The organism is Halolactibacillus halophilus (genome assembly GCF_900115605.1).
Taxonomy (GTDB): Bacteria; Bacillota; Bacilli; order Bacillales; family Amphibacillaceae; genus Halolactibacillus; species Halolactibacillus halophilus.
In genome coordinates this window covers 132082-153525 of sequence record NZ_FOXC01000002.1, presented here as the reverse complement: position 1 = coordinate 153525, position 21444 = coordinate 132082, and the positions used below count along the sequence as shown (strand labels likewise).

23 protein-coding genes are annotated in these 21444 nt (G+C 39.9%); 22 read left to right on the top strand and 1 reads right to left on the bottom strand.

All coding sequences use genetic code 11. The features are described from left to right. Positions 1-341 precede the first annotated feature (341 nt). From BM098_RS01910 to rnc, 11 genes are all read left to right on the top strand, one after another. A complete protein-coding gene (locus tag BM098_RS01910; RefSeq protein WP_089829813.1) occupies positions 342-704 on the top strand; it encodes an Asp23/Gls24 family envelope stress response protein in 363 nt (120 codons plus the stop codon). Positions 705-741: 37 nt separating this feature from the next. Then, positions 742-2409: a DAK2 domain-containing protein gene (locus tag BM098_RS01905; protein WP_089829811.1), complete on the top strand. Its 1668-nt coding sequence runs from the start codon at positions 742-744 to the stop codon at positions 2407-2409. 93 nt (positions 2410-2502) lie between these two features. Continuing rightward, on the top strand, positions 2503-3168 hold the full coding sequence (gene sdaAB, locus BM098_RS01900) for an L-serine ammonia-lyase, iron-sulfur-dependent subunit beta (protein ID WP_089829810.1): 666 nt from the start codon (positions 2503-2505) through the stop codon (positions 3166-3168). A gap of 89 nt (positions 3169-3257) precedes the next feature. Beyond that, complete coding sequence (gene sdaAA, locus BM098_RS01895; RefSeq protein WP_089829808.1) at positions 3258-4139, top strand: L-serine ammonia-lyase, iron-sulfur-dependent, subunit alpha; 882 nt, start codon at positions 3258-3260, stop codon at positions 4137-4139. 10 nt (positions 4140-4149) lie between these two features. Then, positions 4150-6186, top strand: a complete 2037-nt coding sequence (gene recG, locus BM098_RS01890; protein WP_234987379.1) for an ATP-dependent DNA helicase RecG — start codon at positions 4150-4152, stop codon at positions 6184-6186. 92 nt (positions 6187-6278) lie between these two features. Then, positions 6279-6842: a transcription factor FapR gene (gene fapR / locus BM098_RS01885; RefSeq protein ID WP_089829805.1), complete on the top strand. Its 564-nt coding sequence runs from the start codon at positions 6279-6281 to the stop codon at positions 6840-6842. Positions 6843-6854: 12 nt separating this feature from the next. Then, positions 6855-7859: a phosphate acyltransferase PlsX gene (gene plsX, locus BM098_RS01880; RefSeq protein ID WP_089829803.1), complete on the top strand. Its 1005-nt coding sequence runs from the start codon at positions 6855-6857 to the stop codon at positions 7857-7859. Beyond that, positions 7856-8797: an ACP S-malonyltransferase gene (fabD, locus tag BM098_RS01875; protein ID WP_089829801.1), complete on the top strand. Its 942-nt coding sequence runs from the start codon at positions 7856-7858 to the stop codon at positions 8795-8797. The genes plsX and fabD overlap by 4 nt, the downstream gene beginning before the upstream one ends. After that, the gene (gene fabG / locus BM098_RS01870) at positions 8794-9528 is read left to right on the top strand and encodes a 3-oxoacyl-[acyl-carrier-protein] reductase (protein WP_089829800.1); all 735 of its coding nucleotides are present in this window, start codon (positions 8794-8796) and stop codon (positions 9526-9528) included. The genes fabD and fabG overlap by 4 nt, the downstream gene beginning before the upstream one ends. A 33-nt stretch (positions 9529-9561) precedes the next feature. Beyond that, positions 9562-9795, top strand: a complete 234-nt coding sequence (locus BM098_RS01865) for an acyl carrier protein (protein WP_062319884.1) — start codon at positions 9562-9564, stop codon at positions 9793-9795. Positions 9796-9888: 93 nt separating this feature from the next. Beyond that, a complete protein-coding gene (gene rnc / locus BM098_RS01860) occupies positions 9889-10572 on the top strand; it encodes a ribonuclease III (RefSeq protein WP_089829798.1) in 684 nt (227 codons plus the stop codon). A 54-nt stretch (positions 10573-10626) separates the two neighbouring features. Here rnc and BM098_RS01855 read toward each other — a convergent pair whose 3' ends face one another. After that, a complete protein-coding gene (locus tag BM098_RS01855) occupies positions 10627-10836 on the bottom strand; it encodes a DUF1128 family protein (protein WP_159430083.1) in 210 nt (69 codons plus the stop codon). A 122-nt stretch (positions 10837-10958) separates the two neighbouring features. Here BM098_RS01855 and smc point away from each other — a divergent pair, with 122 nt between their 5' ends. The 11 genes from smc (at position 10959) to ylqF (ending at position 21443) form a co-directional block, all read left to right on the top strand. Then, the gene (gene smc, locus BM098_RS01850; RefSeq protein ID WP_089829795.1) at positions 10959-14528 is read left to right on the top strand and encodes a chromosome segregation protein SMC; all 3570 of its coding nucleotides are present in this window, start codon (positions 10959-10961) and stop codon (positions 14526-14528) included. Between the two features lie 15 nt (positions 14529-14543). Next, positions 14544-15536, top strand: a complete 993-nt coding sequence (ftsY, locus tag BM098_RS01845; RefSeq protein ID WP_089829793.1) for a signal recognition particle-docking protein FtsY — start codon at positions 14544-14546, stop codon at positions 15534-15536. Positions 15537-15612: 76 nt separating this feature from the next. Further along, positions 15613-15930 (top strand): putative DNA-binding protein, encoded by a 318-nt coding sequence (locus BM098_RS01840; protein WP_089829930.1) that lies wholly within the window; start codon positions 15613-15615, stop codon positions 15928-15930. A 13-nt stretch (positions 15931-15943) separates the two neighbouring features. Beyond that, positions 15944-17296 (top strand): signal recognition particle protein, encoded by a 1353-nt coding sequence (gene ffh, locus BM098_RS01835; RefSeq protein WP_089829791.1) that lies wholly within the window; start codon positions 15944-15946, stop codon positions 17294-17296. Between the two features lie 80 nt (positions 17297-17376). After that, on the top strand, positions 17377-17649 hold the full coding sequence (gene rpsP / locus BM098_RS01830; protein ID WP_089829789.1) for a 30S ribosomal protein S16: 273 nt from the start codon (positions 17377-17379) through the stop codon (positions 17647-17649). Positions 17650-17663: 14 nt separating this feature from the next. Next, positions 17664-17891 carry a KH domain-containing protein gene (locus BM098_RS01825; protein WP_089829787.1) on the top strand — a complete coding sequence of 76 codons (228 nt, stop codon included), beginning with the start codon at positions 17664-17666 and terminating at the stop codon, positions 17889-17891. A 191-nt stretch (positions 17892-18082) separates the two neighbouring features. Further along, complete coding sequence (gene rimM, locus BM098_RS01820; RefSeq protein WP_089829785.1) at positions 18083-18607, top strand: ribosome maturation factor RimM; 525 nt, start codon at positions 18083-18085, stop codon at positions 18605-18607. Further along, positions 18597-19361 carry a tRNA (guanosine(37)-N1)-methyltransferase TrmD gene (gene trmD / locus BM098_RS01815; RefSeq protein WP_089829783.1) on the top strand — a complete coding sequence of 255 codons (765 nt, stop codon included), beginning with the start codon at positions 18597-18599 and terminating at the stop codon, positions 19359-19361. The genes rimM and trmD overlap by 11 nt, the downstream gene beginning before the upstream one ends. A 128-nt stretch (positions 19362-19489) precedes the next feature. Next, complete coding sequence (gene rplS / locus BM098_RS01810) at positions 19490-19831, top strand: 50S ribosomal protein L19 (protein ID WP_089829781.1); 342 nt, start codon at positions 19490-19492, stop codon at positions 19829-19831. A 217-nt stretch (positions 19832-20048) separates the two neighbouring features. Beyond that, positions 20049-20573: a signal peptidase I gene (gene lepB / locus BM098_RS01805; protein WP_089829780.1), complete on the top strand. Its 525-nt coding sequence runs from the start codon at positions 20049-20051 to the stop codon at positions 20571-20573. Between the two features lie 12 nt (positions 20574-20585). Beyond that, the gene (gene ylqF / locus BM098_RS01800) at positions 20586-21443 is read left to right on the top strand and encodes a ribosome biogenesis GTPase YlqF (protein WP_089829778.1); all 858 of its coding nucleotides are present in this window, start codon (positions 20586-20588) and stop codon (positions 21441-21443) included. The last annotated feature ends 1 nt before the right edge of the window (position 21444 follow it).

Here is a 21444-nt window from a genome sequence, read left to right as displayed (position 1 = left end):
CATACAACTATCTCATTTCATACTCATATAATCTATCATAGTTGATCGACAATTGCAATTAAATTTAAGTAAAAATCTGCTTTTAGAAGCTTATCACTACAAGGTTCTTGATCGCAAATCAAGGATAAACACTTGACAGCATAAGGTTTTTCGTTCAAAGTAATGAGAGAAGAAATTTTTTAAAAATAAAGGAATAAAATTGATTCATACGCTTTCTTTTGTTAAATCCTTTTCTTAAGTGAAAAAGTATTGTAAAATGTTTAATGGCTGTTCATGTTTTTAATCGTGAAAGAAGTAACGACAAAATAATAACGTTGGATCCAAACGAGGAGGTAAAACAGATGACAATTGAATTAACAACAAAAGATGGTCATGTTACCATTACAAATGAAGTTATTGCTACTGTCGCCGGCGGTGCAGCTATTGAGTGCTATGGTATCGTTGGTATGGCATCAAAAAATCAATTGAAAGACGGCATTGCTGAAATTTTAAGAAAAGAGAATTTTTCTAAAGGGGTCGTCGTAACGCAACATGAAGATAACATTTCGATTGATATGTATATTATTGTGAGCTACGGTACAAAAATATCAGAAATTGCGCATAATGTGCAATCACAAGTCAAGTATACATTAGACAAGACTTTAGGTTTACCAATCAAAGCAGTTAACATTTATATTCAAGGCGTGCGTGTTCAAGCTGACTAACGCCTACTTTTGTAAGGTTTAAAGGGAGGAACTCATTGTGGCATTAAAACAACTAGAAGGTGATAAGCTCCAAGAAATGGTGTTAGTTGGCGCCGATCACTTATCAAATAATGCAGATATGATTGATGCATTAAACGTTTTTCCTGTGCCAGATGGCGATACAGGAACAAATATGAACTTATCTATGACATCAGGTGCACAGGAAGTAAGTAAGCTAAAAAGTCCTGCTGTTAGTGAAGTGGCAAGTGCTTTTGCTAAAGGGCTTTTAATGGGCGCTAGAGGAAACTCAGGTGTTATTTTATCGCAACTTTTCAGAGGCTTTAGTAAAGGGGTCGAAGGACTTGATGTTTTAACGACAAAAACATTTGCTGAAGGTTTAGAAAGTGGCGTGAAAACAGCGTATAAAGCAGTTATTAAACCGGTTGAAGGAACAATTTTAACCGTCGCAAAAGATACCGCAAATAAAGCGTTAGAAATTGCAGAAACAACAGACGATTTAGAAGAATTTCTTGAAGAAGTTGTAAAAGCTAGTAAAGTGTCTCTAGATTATACGCCAGAACTTTTACCTGTTTTAAAAGAAGTTGGTGTTGTAGATAGTGGCGGTAAAGGACTTGTTGTGATTTATGAAGCGTTCTTAGCATCATTAAAAGGTGAAGCTTTACCAGAGCGCGAAGTAGCTTCTGTTGCAATGGATGACTTAGTGAGTGCAGAACATCATCAATCACATCACCAAGATTATTTGGATACATCAGAGATTGAATTTGGTTATTGCACCGAATTTATGGTGGCATTTGAAGCAGATAAGTTAAAAGAATGTCCGTATGATGAAGAAAAATTCCGTGCGGAATTATCAGAGATGGGTGATTCATTGCTTGTCGTTTCAGATGATGATTATGTTCGCGTACACGTCCACGTGGAGTATCCAGGTGAAGCGATGAACTTAGCGCAACGTTTTGGTAGCTTTATGATGATTAAAGTAGAAAATATGCGTGAACAACATAGTGCGATCGTAAATGAAGACCAATCGAAAGAACAGAAAAAGCCACTAAGTGAATACGGTATTGTCGCTGTTTCAGTCGGTGAGGGTATTGCTGAATTATTGGAAAGCTTAGGAACAACGGTGGTCATGCAAGGTGGACAAACGATGAATCCGAGCACAAAAGATATTACAGAAGCGATTGAAAAAGCACATGCGAAAAAAGTGATTGTGTTACCGAATAACAAAAACATCATCATGGCCGCTGAACAAGCAGCTGCATTAGCTGAATGTGATGTTGTCGTTGTACCAACAAAAACGATTCCTCAAGGGATGAGTGCTTTACTGGCGTTTAACTCAGAGGTAAGTATCGAAGAGAATAAACAACAGATGATGAATGGTGCTAAAGCTGTTAAGACGGGACAAATTACGTATGCGGTTCGCGATACACAAATCGACGGTTTACCGATTGAGAACGGTCATTTCATGGGCTTATTTGATGGTAAAATCAAAGCCTCAAATAAAGATCAATTTGAAACGATTAAAGCCTTATTAACGGAGCTGGTTGACGAGGATGATGAGATTTTCACGCTATTACAAGGTGAAGATGCAACAGATGCGTTAACGACAAAAGTCGTCAACTATTTAGAAGATCAATTTGAGGACCTTGAAGTAGAAGTCCATCAAGGTAAACAACCGATTTATTCTTATATTTTCTCAGTTGAATAAGTATGATTTTAGATAGAAAGTGTTTCGAATCTTAATTTCGAGACACTTTTCTTTGTATTATTGATTTTTATGAAGTGAAGGGAAGCGTGTGATATGGGGAAATTTCAATCCGTTTTTGATATTATAGGACCTATCATGGTAGGTCCATCAAGTTCGCATACGGCAGGTGCAGTTAAGATCGGTCGAGCGGCAAGATATTTGTTCGCCGCGGAGATTCATTACGTCAAATGCCATTTGTATGGTTCATTTGCTAAAACGTATAAAGGACACGGGACTGATGTTGCACTTATTGCGGGTATTTTAGGTTATAATACAGATGATAAAAGGATCATTGATGCCTTGTCGCATGCACATAACCAAGGGATACATATCGATTTTATTGAGGATGATTCGGCTGTTTCACATCCCAATACGGTCAGGATTGAAGTGATGAATGCAACGGATCATTTGGAACTGGTTGGTCAATCAATTGGTGGTGGTAAAGTTGAAATCGTTGAGTTAAATGGCTTTAACTTAAACTTATCAGGTAATCATCCGGCCATTTTAGTTATGCATAACGATCGTTTTGGCGCCATTGCCTCCGTGACGGAGATTTTAGCCCGGTACGAAATTAATATTGGCCGAATGGAAGTGAATCGTAAAGATGTCGGTAAAGAAGCCCTGATGACAATTGAATTAGATCAGAATATTGAGCCTGAAGTGGAGATTGCTTTACGGGAAGCTAAACATATTTTACGCCTCGCTAAAGTCGTTGACTAAGGTTTAAAATCTAGTTATTAGGACGTCCGACTGTTTGTTAGTAGGGTTGAAAGATATATAGACAGAGATGAAAGGGAAGGGAAGATAGCATGTTTCGTACAGTAAAGGAATTAATAGAACTAGCAGAACTGAAAGATACATCAATTGCTGAAATTATGATTGAACGTGAGATGACACTATATGAATTGAGTTATGACGACGTGTTTAACCGGATGCAAGCTCAACTTGTGGTCATGGAAGAGGCGATTGAGTCCGGCCTAGATGGCGTGCGATCTGTGACAGGATTAACTGGAGGTGATGCGGTGAAACTAAACGCGTACCTCACTGAACATGAACCTCTATCGGGTCCGATTTTACTTGATGCTGTTAGTAAAGCAGTGGCAACAAATGAAGTCAATGCTGCTATGGGGAAGGTTTGCGCTACGCCAACGGCAGGAAGTGCCGGGTGTGTGCCAGGTGTGTTATTTGCGGTCAAAGACCGGCTGAAAGCGTCGAGAGAAGATATGGTAAAATTCCTATTTACGACTGGCGCCTTTGGATTAGTGGTAGCGAATAATGCCTTTATCTCTGGTGCCCAAGGGGGTTGTCAGGCAGAAGTTGGGTCAGCATCGGCAATGGCGGCGGCCGCGGTTGTAGAGATGGCGGGTGGCACGCCCGAGCAGTCAGCGCACGCCTTTAGTATCACACTAAAAAATATGTTAGGGTTAATATGCGATCCCGTAGCTGGACTTGTCGAAGTCCCGTGTGTAAAACGAAATGCCTTAGGTGCCTCTCAAGCTATTGTATCCGCCGACATGGCCTTAGCGGGTGTTGAAAGTGTTATACCAACAGATGAGGTTATTTCAGCCATGTATCGCGTTGGTCAGCGGATGCCGGTAGCATTTAAAGAAACGGCAGAAGGTGGTTTAGCTGCCACACCGACAGGAAAACGACTAGCTCGAGAAATTTTCTCAAATCAAACGACAAAGTGAGTTGATAGCGATGTTGGAAGAAAAGGTGACGACAATAAAGGGTGTGGGCGAAGCACTAGAAGAAAAACTTAATCAGTTGCACATCTACACAGTGCGAGATTTGATTTATACTTTTCCATCACGTTATGATCATCATCAAATCTTACCACTGAGTGAACTGGTTCACGAACAAAAGGCAACGATTCAAGGCACGATCGTTGCCGATAGTTTAGTGAGCTTTTTTGGTAAGAAAAAGTCTCGCTTAACGTTTCCGCTACAAGTCGGCGAGGTCATTGTCAAAGTCATTATGTTTAATCGGCACTTTTTAAAAGCACAACTACAAGCAGGAAAGACAGTAACAGTAACAGGGAAGTGGGATCAGTATCGTCAACAGTTAACGGCAGAGCATCACTTCCTTGGTGAGAAAGGGCCGGATGAGCCGATTGAACCGGTGTACTTATTAAGACAAATCATACCGTCAAAACGATTTAAAAAGCTAATCAAGCAAGCCTTTGAACAAATAGAAGACCAGCTCGATGAATTTTTACCTGATACATACAGAACGAAGTATAAATTGATTTCTTTAGCTTATGCGCTTAAACAGATGCATTTTCCGAAAAGTTTTAAGCATTTAAAACAAGCCAAACGTCGCCTCGTCTATGATGAATTGTTGTTGTTTCAATTAAAACTGCAAGCAATTAAAAAGTTTGACCGTGAACGCACGACTGGTTATAAAAAACAACCGGATTATGAAAGTGTTCAACAGTTCATCGAGGCTCTATCGTTTACCTTAACAGAGGCTCAGGAAAAAGCTCTCAAACAAATTGAAACGGACTTAATTTCACCTTACCGGATGCATCGTTTACTTCAAGGTGATGTTGGATCAGGAAAAACAATTGTTGCGGCTATTGGTATATATTTGACTCATACGGCAGGTAGTCAGAGTGCATTAATGGTGCCAACTGAAATACTCGCCGAACAACATTATCAAGGCTTTTGTGAGTTGTTCAAAGACAAGCTTAATATTGCCTTATTAACAGGTTCAGTCAAAGGGAAAAAGCGACGCGAGATTTTAGCAGGTTTAGCCAGTGGTGAGGTCGATGTTGTGATTGGAACGCATGCGCTCATTCAAGACGAAGTTGATTTTGATGCGCTAGGATTTGTTGTCATTGATGAACAGCACCGCTTTGGTGTCAACCAGCGGAAAGTGTTGCGTGAGAAAGGCATGAACCCAGACGTCTTATTCATGACAGCCACGCCGATCCCACGGACACTTGCGATTACGAGTTTTGGTGATATGGACGTCTCGATTATTGACGAGATGCCAGTGGGACGAAAACCAGTTGAAACGTTTTGGGTGAAGGATAATATGTTAGACCGGATTTTAGCCTTTATCGAAAAGGAAGTAAATAAAGGACATCAAGCGTATATTGTTACCCCGCTTATTGAAGAGTCCGATAAGATGGATATTCAGAATGCGGTCGATTTATACCAGCAGTTAGCTGTCTATTATGACAGCCGTGTATCACTAGACTTACTCCATGGTCGGATGACCAATGATGAAAAAGAAGCTGTAATGAAAGCATTCACTGAAGGTGAGCGAGATCTTTTAGTCTCGACTACCGTGATCGAAGTAGGCGTCAACGTTCCAAATGCGACGGTGATGGTCATTTATGATGCGGAACGATTTGGACTTTCACAACTGCACCAATTACGTGGCCGGGTAGGGAGAAGTGATACGCAGAGTTATTGTATTTTAATCGCTGATCCAAAAGGCGATGTTGGAAAAGAACGGATGCGTGTGATGACGGAAACGACCAATGGTTTTGAATTGGCAGAATATGATTTGAAATTACGTGGTCCAGGTGATTTCTTCGGAAGAAAGCAGAGTGGGTTACCTGAATTTCGCTTAGCTGATTTAGTTGAAGATTACCGAACATTAGAGACGGCGAGACGTGATGCGAGTGACATTATTTATAGTGAGCTGTTAGATAAAGATGCGGATTATGCACCATTAAAACGGCATATTGATTTGATTATAATGCAATATCAACAAGGATTTGATTAATTTAGGCTTGCAAAAACTATTAAAGTCATATATATTACTATTAGTACCTAGTCATAGGATGAAAAGACGGCAGAAGTATAGGTGGTGAAAAGATGCGATTACCAAAGAAGATTCGCCAGGAAAAATTAAAAGATAAAATTGAAGATACCCCGTTTATTACGGATGAAGCATTAGCTGATTTTTTCAATGTCAGCATTCAAACGATTCGACTCGATCGAATGGAATTATCGATTCCTGAATTGCGTGAGCGAATTAAGTCAGTCGCGACGGATCAGTGGAATGAAACCGTTAAGGCACTTCCACTAGACGATGTTATTGGTGAAATTATTGACCTTGAACTTGATAACCGAGCGATTTCAATATTAGATATTACAAAAGACCATGTGTTTAGTCGCAATGATATTGCGCGGGGGCACCATTTATTTGCTCAAGCAAATTCACTTGCAGTGGCTGTGATTGATGATGAACTAGCCTTAACTGAAAAGGCTGAAATAAAGTTCACCAGACAAGTAAAGCAAGGTGAACGCGTAGTAGCAAAAGCACATGTTGAAACGTTAGAAAAACATAACCGGACACATGTCGTCGTCGAAAGTTTTGTCGAAAGTGAGCCCGTATTTAAAGGGAACTTTACGATGTATCGTCAGAAGGAACAGTAGGAGGCAAAATTCATGCGAATTGTCATAGATGCAATGGGTGGTGACCATGCACCAGAAGCGATTGTGAAGGGTGCGATGTTAGCGACAAAAGCCCATAAAGATTTAACCATTATCTTAGTCGGTGATGAAGCAAAGATTAAACCATATTTAACCTCAGTGGAACGGATTGAGATTATTCATACGACAACCGTCATCTCAGGCGACGATGAGCCTGTAAAAGCGGTGCGACGAAAAAAAGATGCTTCTTTAGTGTTAATGGCTAATGAGGTGAAAGAACAACGTGCGGATGCCTGCATTTCAGCAGGTAATACAGGTGCGCTGATGAGTGCTGGTTTATTTCAAGTCGGCCGCATTAAAGGCATTGAACGTCCAGCTCTAAGTCCAACGTTACCGACAATCGATCAAAGAGGCTTTGTCTTACTTGATGTCGGAGCGAATGTAGAAGCGAAAGCAAAACATTTATTACAGTATGGTATTATGGGATCCATTTATACTGAGAAAGTTCGTGGGATCAAACAACCCCGCGTCGGCTTATTAAATGTTGGTACAGAAGATAATAAAGGGACAGAATTAACCAAGGAAGCCTTTCAATTGTTAAAACAAGCCCCGATAAACTTTGTCGGTAACGTCGAAGCACGTGATTTACTCTCAGGAGTGGCTGATGTTGTTGTTACAGATGGCTTTAGTGGAAATATTGCCCTTAAGACAGTTGAGGGAACAGCGATGAATATGTTTAAAATGCTTAAAGTAACCTTTATGTCATCGCTTAAAACAAAGCTCGCCGCAGCTGTCTTAAAGAAAGATTTAAAAGGATTGAAAGACCAACTTGATTACGCTGAGTATGGTGGTGCGGCTTTGTTTGGTTTGAAAGCACCTGTTGTAAAAGCGCACGGATCTTCAAATGACCGGGCGATTTATAGTGCGATTAAACAAACAATGACCATGGTTGAGTACCGCGTGAGTGAAACGATTGCTGCTACCGTTCAGTCAATGAACGATGTGGAGATGAGCGAATGAAACGAGTTGTCTTCATGTTTCCAGGACAAGGGTCGCAAAATTTAGGGATGGGCATGAGTGTGTATCAACATGACCAAAACGCGAAACAAACCATCGATCAAGCCAATGAATGGCTAGGATTTGATTTGCGTGGGTTGATGTTTGATGGTCCGATTGAAGCGTTAACGGAAACTAAATTCGCTCAACCTGCTCTCGTTTTAACGAGTGGAGTGTTAGCAGCCGTTTTAAAAGCAGAAGGTGTTGAACCTGTTGCCGTTTTAGGGCATAGTTTAGGCGAATACAGTGCGCTTGTAGCCAGTGGTAGTTTAACGCTAGAACAAGCTACAACGCTCGTTTATCAAAGAGGATTGTTGATGGAACAAGCAGACCCAGAAGCTAAAGGTGGGATGAGTGCCGTTCTTGGGCTATCTGAGGATGCGCTTGAAGAAGTGTTAAATACGACGAATAATCAAGTAGAAATCGCGAATCTTAATTCGCCTGGTCAAATTGTTATTTCAGGTGATAAGGAAGCGATTGATGCGGTCACGCCACAGTTAAAAGAAAAGGGAGCTAAGCGAGTGATTCCTTTAGCAGTGAGTGGTCCCTTTCATTCATCATTTATGAAGCCACAAGCAGAAAAGTTTCGCGAAGTATTAGCGGGTGTAGCTGTCTTGCCGCCTGAAGTACCGTTACTTCATAACGTCACAGCGCAACCAGAAATAAAACCAAGCGAGATCAAAGAGCGTTTAATCGAACAACTATATAGCAAAGTCCGTTTCGAGGAAAGTATTCGTCACTTGTTAGACCGCGGTGATATTGATGCCTTTGTCGAAGTAGGTACTAAAAAAGTCTTATCAGGCTTAGTGAAAAAAATTCATCGGCGGGCGCGTGTGTTTCAAGTAGAAGATAAGGACACATTAACCGCCTTCGTTGACTGGTACAAGGAGGATGAATCATGACTAAAGTGGCTCTCATTACGGGTGCTTCACGTGGAATTGGTCGAGAAATCGCCCTAACTTTCGCTAAAAATGGCTACAATGTCGTTGTTAATTATAATGGTAATAAAGAGAAGGCTATAAAGGTTAAAGCTGAAGTGGAAGCTTTAAACCAACAAGCGCTCGTCATTCAAGCAAACGTGGCCGATGAGGCTGATGTGAAAGACATGGTTAAAAAAACGGTAGATACTTTCGGGCAGCTTGATGTTGTCGTTAATAACGCAGGTATCACCCGAGACAATTTACTCATGCGGATGAAAGAAGCTGACTTTGATGCAGTGATTGACACAAATTTAAAAGGTGTCTTTCTCATGATGAAAGCTGTTGCTCGTCCAATGATGAAACAAAAAGGTGGCGCTATTATTAACTTAAGCTCTATCGTGGGTCTCTCTGGAAACCCTGGCCAGATTAATTATGTTGCCGCAAAATCAGGCGTGATTGGGATGACCAAATCAGCCGCAAAAGAATTAGCTGCCAAACAAATTCGCGTTAATGCGGTGGCACCTGGGTTTATTACGACCGATATGACTGAAGCGTTATCGGATGAACAAAAAACATTACTACTTAATCAAATCCCTCTTAAAGCTCTAGGGGAACCAAAACAAGTCGCTGATGCTGTTTATTTCTTAGCATCTGATGCGGCTAGCTATATTACCGGACAAACATTATCCGTTGATGGCGGCATGTATATGTAAGACTAATTTGATTTGAAGGGGGGTGAATGACAAATGGCAGAAACTTTCGATCGTGTAAAGAAAATTGTTGTTGACCGTTTAGATGTGGAAGAAGAAAAAGTAACACTTGAAGCATCTTTCAAAGATGATCTTGAAGCAGATTCACTAGATGTTGTTGAATTAGTGATGGAACTTGAAGATGAGTTTGATATGGAAATTGCTGATGAAGAAGCAGAAAAAATTCAAACAGTAGCTGATGCTGTGAATTACATAGACAGTCAAGCTTAAAAAATATTACAAAGGTCTCGTTTTTTTAAACGAGACCTTTGCTTTTTTCAACAATTAAAGATAGAATATAGGGAGAAAAAAGGAGGTGAAGGAATGAATTTTAAAGATTTACAAAAAGAGTTAAAGATTTTCTTTCATGATCAGAAGATCCTTGAACAAGCATTTACTCACTCATCGTATGTGAATGAGCATAAAAATCGTATCCATCAAGATAATGAGCGACTTGAGTTTTTAGGTGATGCTGTTTTAGAGTTAGGGATTTCCCAGTATCTCTACCGTGAGTTTCCAAATAAGGCAGAAGGTGAACTGACGAAACTAAGAGCGTCAATCGTGTGTGAGCCGGCGCTTGTGAAATTTGCAAAAGAATTGCATTTTGATAAATTCGTCTTACTTGGTAAAGGGGAAGAGCGTACCGGGGGAAGAAAGCGCCCAGCACTATTAGCGGATGTATTTGAAGCTTTTATTGGGGCATTATATCTCGATCAAGGATTTGAAGTTGTGGTTTCGTTTTTAAAACAGCATGTCTATCTCAAAGTTAAAGAAGGGGCCTTTTTACATGGGCTGGATTATAAGAGTCAACTACAAGAATTAATCCAACAAAATAAACATGCTGAAATTGAATACGAAATTATTGCTGAACATGGACCTGCACATGACCGCGAATTTGTCGCGCACGTAAAAATTAATCAAGAAGTATCAGGTAAAGGGCAAGGTCGAACGAAGAAAGAATCAGAACAGCGCGCAGCAAAACGTGCGCTTGACTTACATCAGTCTTAAAAAATGTAAAAACATCGCTTGAATCTTTGTTATAAAAAAGATTCAAGCGATGTTTCATTTGCGCAATGTTTTTAATTCTGCAATGACGGCTTCATTTTCCTGTAGAGATAAATGTGAGCGTGACTTGATAAATTGAACGAGTGCGGCTAAGTCATCGATTTTTTCTGGGTTAAAATCCTCCGGATTAAATAACCCCTCATTCACAACATTTAACCTAGCCTGTAATGTTTCGAGTAATGATGCGAGTGTTTGATTTGTTGACAATTGTTTCCCCTCCTTATATCTCATCTTCTAACTCTCCTTAATCTATGATAAAATAAAGTCGGCGAAAAAGAAACAAGGAGTATATAAACTCTTAGGTTTAAATTAGAAAAGGTGACGACACTATGCATTTAAAAAAATTAGAATCGGTTGGGTTTAAATCCTTTGCCGAGAAGATTCATGTTGATTTTGTCCCAGGTGTGACCGCTGTAGTTGGGCCGAATGGTAGCGGGAAAAGTAACGTAACCGATGCAATTCGCTGGGTGCTAGGTGAACAATCTGCGAAATCTTTACGTGGAACTAAAATGGAAGACATTATTTTTCAAGGGAGTGATACACGTAAGCCTCTTAATATGGCTGAAGTGACATTGACGCTTGATAACCGTTCTGGGACCTTACCACTTGATTACATTGAAATAAGTGTGACGCGGCGCGTGTATCGCTCAGGTGAAAGTGAATTTTACATAAATAAAGAGGCTTGCAGACTGAAAGATATCGTCGATTTATTTTTAGACTCTGGCTTAGGACGTGAAGCTTTCTCAATTATTAGTCAAGGGAAAGTAGAAGAAATTTTGAGTTCAAAAGCTGAAGAACGCCGGGTCATCTTTGAAGAAGCAGCTGGGGTATTAAAGTATAAACAACGGAAGAAAAAAGCCGAGTTTAAACTTGTAGAAACAGAAGAAAACTTAAACCGAGTTGAAGATATTCTTCATGAAATTGACCAACAACGTGAACCGCTTTTAGAACAAGCAACAGTCGCAAAAGACTACTTAGCAAAGAAAGAGGCGCTTGAGGCGATTGAAAAGCAGGTGCTTTATACCGAAATTGATCAGATGCATACCGATTGGCGAGCACAACTTGATGAGATTGAACGACTTAAAGACCAAGTCGTTCAACAACAGCTTAACTTAGACCAACAGGAACAAAAAAATGATGATGTCCATCATCAGATTGATGGACTTGACCAAGAAGTACAAGCACTTCAAACGACGTTACTTGAAGTCACAGAGACACTTGAAAAACAGTCGGGTGAACAAAAATTATTATTAGAGCGTGAACGACATAGTAAAGCTTCTTTTGAAAAAATTGTTGCGGATAAAGATAAAACCAAGTGTGCCCTTGATGACGAAACACAGTCGAGACAAGCGCTTGAGGCAACTTATAGTAAGGTGCAAACGACGACACGTGATTTAAAACAAAAAATGGCTGAGATTAAAGAAAAACTCACGGTGTCTGTCGACGATCTTGATCAGCAACTGGCCGATAAAAAAAGTGATTATATCGAGCTGTTAAACGAGGAAGCGCGGCTCAAACATGCGCGAGACTCATATGAAAAAGAATATGATAATTTGTCTCTTAAGGAGTCAGACTTTAAAGCACAAGTCAGTGACAAAAAACAAGCATGTGACACCCTCCAAGAGGAAGTAGACAACTTAACGAGTGAAACGGCCAGGCGTAAAGATGTACTTGAACAGAAATCAAATGAGGCGTCAAGTTTAAAAGGTCAAGAAGATACAGCCGCAAAAGAACTTCAAGCCATGTATGATAAGCGTCGCCACGCTGAGCGTCAAATTGATCAGTTAGAATCAAAAAAAGAGATGCTAGAGGAATTAAAAGAAAGTTTTCAAGGCTTCTATCAAGGTGTTAAAGTAGTGCTTAAAGCACGCGATGCTAAAACATTAACTGGTGTTCACGGAGCGGTGATTGAACTGATTGATGTTCCACGTGAGTATCAAATGGCTTTGGAATCGGCGATGAGTGCACAATCTCAACACGTGATTGTGACAGACGAGCAAGCAGCGCGTGATGCAATTGGTTACTTAAAAAGTCACAATCAAGGGCGGGCAACATTTTATCCACTGACATCAATAAAACCACGTGCATTGCCAAGGACGTACCAAGAGCGGTTAACGAATGAAGCGGGCTTTGTCGCTGTTGCAAGTGATATCATTCATACGAGTGAACCGTATCAGCCGGTTGTGAAATATCTTCTTGGCCAAACGTTGATTGCAAAAACATTAGCAGATGCAAACAAAATCGCAAAAATTGTTGATAGAAAGTACCGAGTTGTAACACTAGAAGGAGATTTGGTCAACCCTGGTGGGTCTATGACAGGTGGTGCGATGAAACGTCAACAGTCCTCATTATTTTCACGGGAGTCTGAGTTGAAACAAGTAACAGAAAAGTTAACAGCGTTCATTACCCGTACAGACGCCTATAGCGAATCGATCAAAGCAAAAGAACAGGCCTACAAAACCCTAAAAACGGACAAGCAAGCATTAGATGACACACTGACGACAGCAAAAACACAATTGGCCGAAGTAGAAAATGAACGCAAAGCAAAAGTGCTTGAGTTAAAGCACTTAGAAGAAAGTTATCGCTACAATACAAGGTTACTACAAACATTTAATGATGACCAAAGCCAATTAAAAAACCAACGAAAGCTCTCAGAACAAAAGCTGACTGAAATAAAAGCACAGCTTGGTTCAGTAAAAGCAGCTATTGATCAATTAGAAGAAGAAAAAGCACATCATGAAACGTACCGGAAAACGTATGACCAACAGTTGCAGCAGCTTAATATTGATTACGCCGAACAGATGAAGACGCTCGAATATCAACTTGAAAAATTAACAGCGGCTAAAACTAAAGAACAGGAATTATTAGAAGCATTTCAACAATTAAAAGCAGCTGAAGCGATGCATCAAGATAAAGACATGCATGAACAGCAAAAACAGCAATTGGATGAGGCGCTTAAATCGTTAGAAAAAGAAAAAGGTACGTTGTTAGAAACCATCCAACAAAAAAGACAACAGCGGTTAAACTTACAAGCAGCACTTGAAACGAAGGAAGCAGAATTAAAAACAGAGCGCAATCAGCTGAGCGCAAAAAAAGAAACACAAACCCGGTTAGAAGTAAAAGCTAATCGTTTAGATGTCGAATTAGAAAACCGATTGAATTATCTGCAAGAAACCTATGAATTGAGCTTTGAACGCCTTAGAAGTGAAACAGAGAAAACAGAGACATTAGAAGATGATCAGTCGAAAGTCAAATTGTTAAAACGTGACATCGATGAATTAGGCGTTGTCAATCTTGGCGCCATTGACGAGTATGATCGTATTAATGAACGATTTGAATTTTTAACTAATCAAGAACAAGACTTACTTGAAGCAAAAGAAACGTTATATGATGTCATTTTCGAAATGGACACCGAGATGGAGAAACGTTTTGAAGAAACATTTAGTCAAATTAAAGTCGCCTTTAGCGAAGTTTTCCACCAGTTATTTGGCGGGGGGCATGCAGAGCTGAAATTAACCAATCCAGACGATTTACTTGGAACGGGCGTTGAAATTAAAGCGCAACCGCCTGGTAAAAAAGCACAACAATTAGCTCTACTCTCAGGAGGTGAACGCGCACTCACTGCGATCGCACTGCTGTTTAGTATCTTACGGGTGAGACCGGTACCGTTTTGTGTCCTTGATGAAGTAGAAGCTGCGCTTGATGAGGCTAATGTCGAGCGTTTTAGCCGTTACCTGAAGGATTATAGTAAGGAGACACAGTTCATTGTCATTACCCACCGGAAAGGCACAATGGAAGGCGCAGACGTCTTATACGGGGTAACGATGCAAGAGTCAGGAGTTTCCCGTTTTGTTTCAGTGAAATTAGAAGAAACGGCAGCAATTTTAAATGAAGCATAAGAAAGAAGGAGAAAAATGAGCTTTTTAAATAAATTAAAAGATAAATTCACTCAAACAAAAGAAAAAGAAGAAGTATCAGATAAATATAAAGAAGGTTTGTCAAAAACGAGACAATCGTTCTCGTCTAAACTCAATGACCTTGTTGCTAGGTATCGTAAAGTTGATGAAGAGTTTTTTGAAGACTTAGAAGAAATTTTGATTTCAGCAGATGTTGGCGTAAATACAGTCATGACATTAGTTGAAGATTTAGAAATGGAAGCGAAGCGTCAAAATATTAAAGATGCGCGCGAGCTTAAAGATGTGATTTCAGAAAAACTCGTTGAGATCTATGCGGGTGATGATTTTGAAGTGGCGTCACCTCTTAATCTACAAGAAGATGATCTAAGTGTGATACTGTTTGTTGGGGTCAATGGCGTAGGGAAAACGACATCGATAGGTAAATTAGCTTACCAGCTATCTCAAGAAGGAAAAAAAGTTTTGCTTGTCGCCGGTGATACGTTTAGAGCAGGCGCAATTCAACAACTCTCAGTCTGGGGAGAGCGTGTGGGTGTTGAGGTGATTAAACAAAGTGAAGGTAGTGACCCAGCGGCAGTCATGTATGACGGGATCCAAGCAGCGAAGTCACGCGGGGCTGACGTACTGCTTTGTGATACAGCGGGACGCTTACAAAATAAAGTGAATTTAATGAACGAGTTGAGTAAAGTTAAGCGCGTCATCGAAAGAGAAATTCCTGGGGCACCGCACGATGTACTGCTCGTCTTAGATGCAACGACCGGACAGAATGCATTAATTCAAGCGAAACAATTCCAACAAGCAACAGATGTGACCGGCATTATTTTAACAAAATTAGATGGTACCGCTAAAGGTGGCATTGTCCTTGCGATTAGAAAAGAATTAAATATTCCAGTGAAGTATGTTGGTTTGGGTGAGAAGATGACCGACCTCGAACCATTTGATCCTCAAGCGTTTGTTTACGGTCTGTTTAGTGACATGCTAACTGAGGAGTAAGGCTTGACGGACAACGCGTAATCGTCTAGTATGCTTAATGTAAAGTTTTTTTACTTAACAAGGAGTGATCAAGATGATGTTAGAAAAAACGACGCGAGTAAATTTCTTGTTAGATTTTTATCAAGCGCTTTTAACGCCGAAACAGCGGAGTTATATGGAACTATACTATTTAGAAGATTACTCCTTAGGAGAAATTTCTGATACTTTTGATGTGTCAAGACAAGCTGTCTATGATAATATTAAGCGAACAGAAAAGATGCTTGAATCGTATGAAGAACGATTACAATTATATGAAAAGTTTTTGAATCGACAAGCACTTATTCGAGCACTTGAAGGTAAAGTGACAGATGAGGCGTTATTAACCGATATTAACGCGCTAAAAGAATTGGATTAGGAGGGATTTCTCTATGGCATTTGAAGGCTTAGCAGATCGTCTGCAAAGTACAATTAAGAAAATGACCGGAAAAGGGAAAGTATCCGAACAAGATGTCAAAGAAATGGCCCGTGAGGTCCGTTTAGCACTCTTAGAAGCGGATGTTAACTTTAAAGTTGTCAAAGATTTTGTGAAGAAAATTAAAGAACGAGCAGTTGGTGTGGAGGTCATGGAAAGTTTAACGCCTGGCCAACAAGTCATTAAAATTGTTAAAGAAGAATTAACCGTACTTATGGGCGGGGAACAGAGCAAAATCGCCGTCAGTGAACGTCCGCCGACTGTGATTATGATGGTTGGTTTACAAGGGGCGGGTAAAACAACTACCTCAGGTAAATTGGGGAATTTATTGCGTAAAAAACATAACCGTAAGCCGCTACTTGTTGCTTGTGACGTTTACCGTCCAGCGGCTGTTGATCAATTAGAAACGGTCGGTAATCAACTTGGGATTCCGGTCTTTAGTCAAGGAACGGAGAAAAATCCGGTTGATATTGCTAATGAAGCGATTGAGCATGCAAAACAAGAGCATTTAGATTATGTCATCATCGATACGGCGGGTCGATTACATGTTGATGAAAACTTAATGGGTGAACTAACCCAAATTAAAGCCAACATTAATCCTGATGAAATTTTCTTAGTTGTTGATGCGATGACAGGACAAGATGCCGTGAATGTGGCCGAAACATTTGATCAAACCCTTGATATTACTGGCGTTGTCTTAACGAAACTCGATGGTGATACACGTGGTGGAGCGGCGCTATCTATTCGCGCTGTGACCGATAAACCAATTAAATTTGCGGGTATGGGTGAGAAACTTGATGAACTTGAAGCCTTTCATCCTGAGCGAATGGCTTCGCGTATTTTAGGTATGGGTGATGTGTTGTCCTTGATTGAAAAAGCACAAGACAACATTGATGAAAAGAAAGCAAAGGAATTAGAGCAAAAAATGCGTTCAGCAAGTTTTACCTTCGATGATTTTCTTGATCAGATGGATCAAGTCAAAAGCATGGGACCACTTGATGAGCTCTTAGGAATGTTACCGGGAGCTAACAAGATGAAGGGTTTAAAAAATGTTCAAATTGATGACAAGCAATTAGTGCATGTAGAAGCGATTATTCAGTCCATGACGAAAAAAGAACGACAAGACCCAAGTCTGATGAATGCTAGCCGAAAAAAACGGATTGCGAAGGGCTCTGGACGCCCAATTTCTGAAGTTAATCGTCTCTTAAAACAATTTGATGAAATGAAAAAAATGATGAAACAAATGTCTGGTGCACAAGGCGGGAAGAAGGGTAAAAAGAAAAAAGGACCTAATTTTCCGTTTATGTAATGTAAAAACACTTTACAGACGTCAAACAATCTGATAGAATCTAAACTTGTGAAAAACATTTTTAATGGAGGTGCAAAAACATGGCAGTAAAAATTCGTTTAAAGCGTATGGGTTCAAAGCGTAATCCATTTTATCGTGTAGTAGTTGCAGATGCGCGTGCGCCACGTGATGGACGTATCATCGAACAAATCGGCACATACAATCCGGTAGCAAACCCGGTTGAAGTGAAATTAGATGAAGAAAAAGCAATGAACTGGATGGCTAATGGTGCAAAACCATCAGACACTGTTCGCAATTTATTCTCTAAAGAAGGCATCATGAAAAAATTCCACGACTCAAAAAACCAAAAATAAGGTAGTGTGATCACATGGAAGCCTTGATAACATCAATCGTGACGCCACTTGTTGATCATCCAGAAGATATCCGTGTTGACACTAAAGAAGAGCACAACAAGCTTGTGTTTCATCTTACGGTCAATGATACGGATGTTGGTAAGGTGATTGGGAAGAACGGTCGTATTGCGAAATCAATTCGCACGATTGTTTATGCAGCTGGAACAGATACAAAAAAACGTATTTATCTAGACATCATGTAGAACAGGGAAAAGGGCAACCTTTCCCTGTTTTCTGCATCATGGCGCTTTTTGTATAATCACGGTGATGTGAGGATAGAATAAAAGCAAAAAAACGAAAAATAATAACGGTAGGTAAACGATTTGTTTTTTAATCTGAATAACGATCGAAGACGCGTTCTTGAGGTGAAAAAATAAATTGACGAGGTGAAGACATGACAACATATTTTAACGTTGGAAAGATTGTAAATACACACGGGATTAAAGGTGAAGTAAAAATCGTAAGAATTACAGACTTTGATGAGCGTTTTACTCCTGGCAATCGCTTATTCTTATTTAAGAAAGATAGCAATACGCCAGAAATCGTCACCATCAAATCGCACCGTCAACATAAGGGGTTCGATATGGTCTTATTTGAAGAATACAATAATATTAATGATGTAGAACCATTAAAAGAAAGTCTACTTAAGATAACAGAAGCCTATCAAACGCCGCTTGAAGAAGATGCTTATTATTATCACGAAATTTTAGGTTGTGGAGTTAAAACGACAGATGGACGTGTCCTCGGTGAGATTAAAGAAATTTTATCACCTGGTGCGAATGATGTTTGGGTTGTACAACAAACGGGCAAGAAAGATTTACTAATTCCGTATATTGAGGACGTTGTCACAGACGTTGACATCGATAAAAAGCAAATCACAATTGAACCGATGGAAGGTTTGTTGTCGGATGAAGATTGATATTTTAACCCTGTTTCCAAATATGTTTGATGGTGTGTTGCAATCATCGATTATGAAAAAAGCACAGGACAATGGAGTGTTTCAATATAATGCGATTGACTTTAGAGACTATGCTGATAATAAGCATAATAAAGTGGATGACTATCCCTATGGTGGTGGTGCAGGCATGGTATTAATGCCACAGCCGATCTTTCGGGCGGTTGAGGCGATTGAGAAAAATGAAGTTAAACCCCCGCGTGTGATTCTCATGTGTCCCCAAGGTGAACGCTACACCCAACAAAAGGCAGAAGAGTTAGCCAAGGAAGAGCATTTGATTTTCATTTGTGGCCATTATGAAGGCTATGATGAAAGAATTAGACAGCATCTTGTCACCGACGAAATATCTATTGGCGATTTTGTTTTAACTGGTGGTGAGCTCGGTGCGATGGTTGTGATTGATAGCGTTGTTAGACTGCTTCCAGACGGACTTGGAAACGAGGCCTCGGCGAAAGAAGATTCTTTTTCGACAGGTTTACTCGAACATCCTCACTATACTCGCCCAGCTGAATTCAATGGCTATGAGGTACCAGAAGTTCTTCGGTCAGGACATCACGGAAAGATTGAGGCGTGGCGAAAAAAAGAATCGCTCAGACGCACATATGTCCGTCGACCAGACTTATTAGATAACTACCCTTTATCAAAGCTTGATAAGACGCTACTGCAAGAAGTAAAAACCGAAGAAGAAACTAAACAAAAAAACAATAAAACAGACTAAACACCTTGTTTTTAGTGCGTGAATATGGTATAGTAACTGTTGGACTTGAGTGGAAGCTTAAGTGAAAACGATGTTCCGCTGTAAGAATTCTTCTTATATGAACATGAGTGGAGAAGGAGTGTATACACATGCAACAATTAATTGCAGACATTACAAAAGAACAAATTAAGGATCGCCCAGTATTCAAAGCTGGTGATACGGTTAAGGTACACGTGAAAGTAGTCGAAGGTACACGTGAACGTATCCAGGTATTTGAAGGTGTCGTTATTAAACGTCAAAACGGCGGCATTAGTGAAACTTTCACTGTGCGTAAAATTTCTTATGGTGTTGGTGTTGAACGTACTTTCCCAGTACATTCACCACGTGTCGATAAGATTGAAGTTATGCGTCGCGGTAAAGTACGTCGTGCGAAACTTTATTACCTACGTAACCTACGTGGTAAAGCTGCACGTATCAAAGAAATCCGCTAATTTAACGAAAAACGATCAAAAAAGGAGCTTGAAGTTTCAAGCTCCTTTTTTCAACGCTAAAATAACGGTCAACGGCAAACATGTGTACAAACGACCACTAAAATCAAACATGAAAATTTCATGAAAACTTAGAGAAGATCTCCCTATTATAGATGAATATTTGATACACTTAAAGTAAATGTGGACGTTTAATCGTCACTTGCGGAGTGAAAGAAAAATGAGAAAAATAATGAATCATTTGATGACGGTACTCGTAATTGTGCTCGCCGTCTATCTAATAAGAACTTTTGTATTGATGCCTATTTCTATTGATGGAGATTCAATGGAACCAACTTTACATAACCAAGATTTTTTAATGATGGAGCGGTTATCGTATTATTTTGATGAACCCGAGCGATTTGATATTGTCGTCTTTCATGCGACGAAACAAAAGGATTATATTAAACGGATTATCGGGTTACCGGGTGAGACGATTGAATATAAAGGTAATCAGTTGTATATTAATGGTAGCGAGAAAAAAGAGTATTTCTTAACTGATTTGAATGAATATACCAATGATTTTACCATTAATGATATCGAACCTGGTCGCGACCAGATACCTGAGGGGTACTACCTTGTCTTAGGGGATAACCGTAACAATTCGACAGATAGCCGGACAATTGGTCTTGTCCCTAAAGACAAAATAATCGGCCGTGCGTTTTTACGTTACTGGCCACTGGATGATTTTAATTTAGTTCGGTAAGGAGTGATAAATATGCCGATTCAATGGTTCCCAGGCCATATGGCAAAAGCAAGAAGAGAAGTGCAAGAAAAGTTAAAACTTGTAGATTTTGTGATTGAATTAGTGGATGCAAGGGCACCTTTTGCATCCGAGAATCCGATGCTAAAACAAATTCTCAATCAAAAGCCGAAAATGCGGGTATTAATGAAAAAAGATTTAGCTGACCCTAAAGTGACCCATGCGTTTATTGAGCACTTTAACGGATTGGGAGAACGTGCGATTAGTGTCGATGTCAATCGTAAAGAAGATATTAAAAAAGTTGTAGAAACGGCGAAGCTGATGGCGCATGATAAGCTGGAACGAATGCGTAGAAAAGGTATTAAGCCACGTCCAGCACGGGCGATGATTATCGGCATTCCAAATGTCGGAAAGTCGACATTGATAAACCGTTTAGCCAATAAAAAAATTGCGAAAACGGGTGACCGTCCAGGGGTCACTAAAAGTCAACAATGGATCAAGGTGAAGAAAGACTTTGAACTGCTTGATACACCTGGTATTCTTTGGCCGAAATTCGAAGATGAAGTGATTGGTTATCGGTTAGCTTGCCTTGGTACGATTAAAGACCAGATTCTCCACATGGATGATTTAGCTGTCTTTTTATTACGCTACTTAAAAGATCACTATCCAAATGTTTTAATGGAACGTTACCAAATAGAAGACATTAACCAAGACGTTATTCCGCTCTTTGATCATATTGGTCGTCTAAGAGGTGCGATTGCTCCGGGTAATCACGTCGATTATGACAAAACGGCTGAACTCATTATTCGAGACTATCGCTCAGGTAAACTCGGGTTAATATCATTAGAACGTCCAAAAGACGCATCTCACTAGG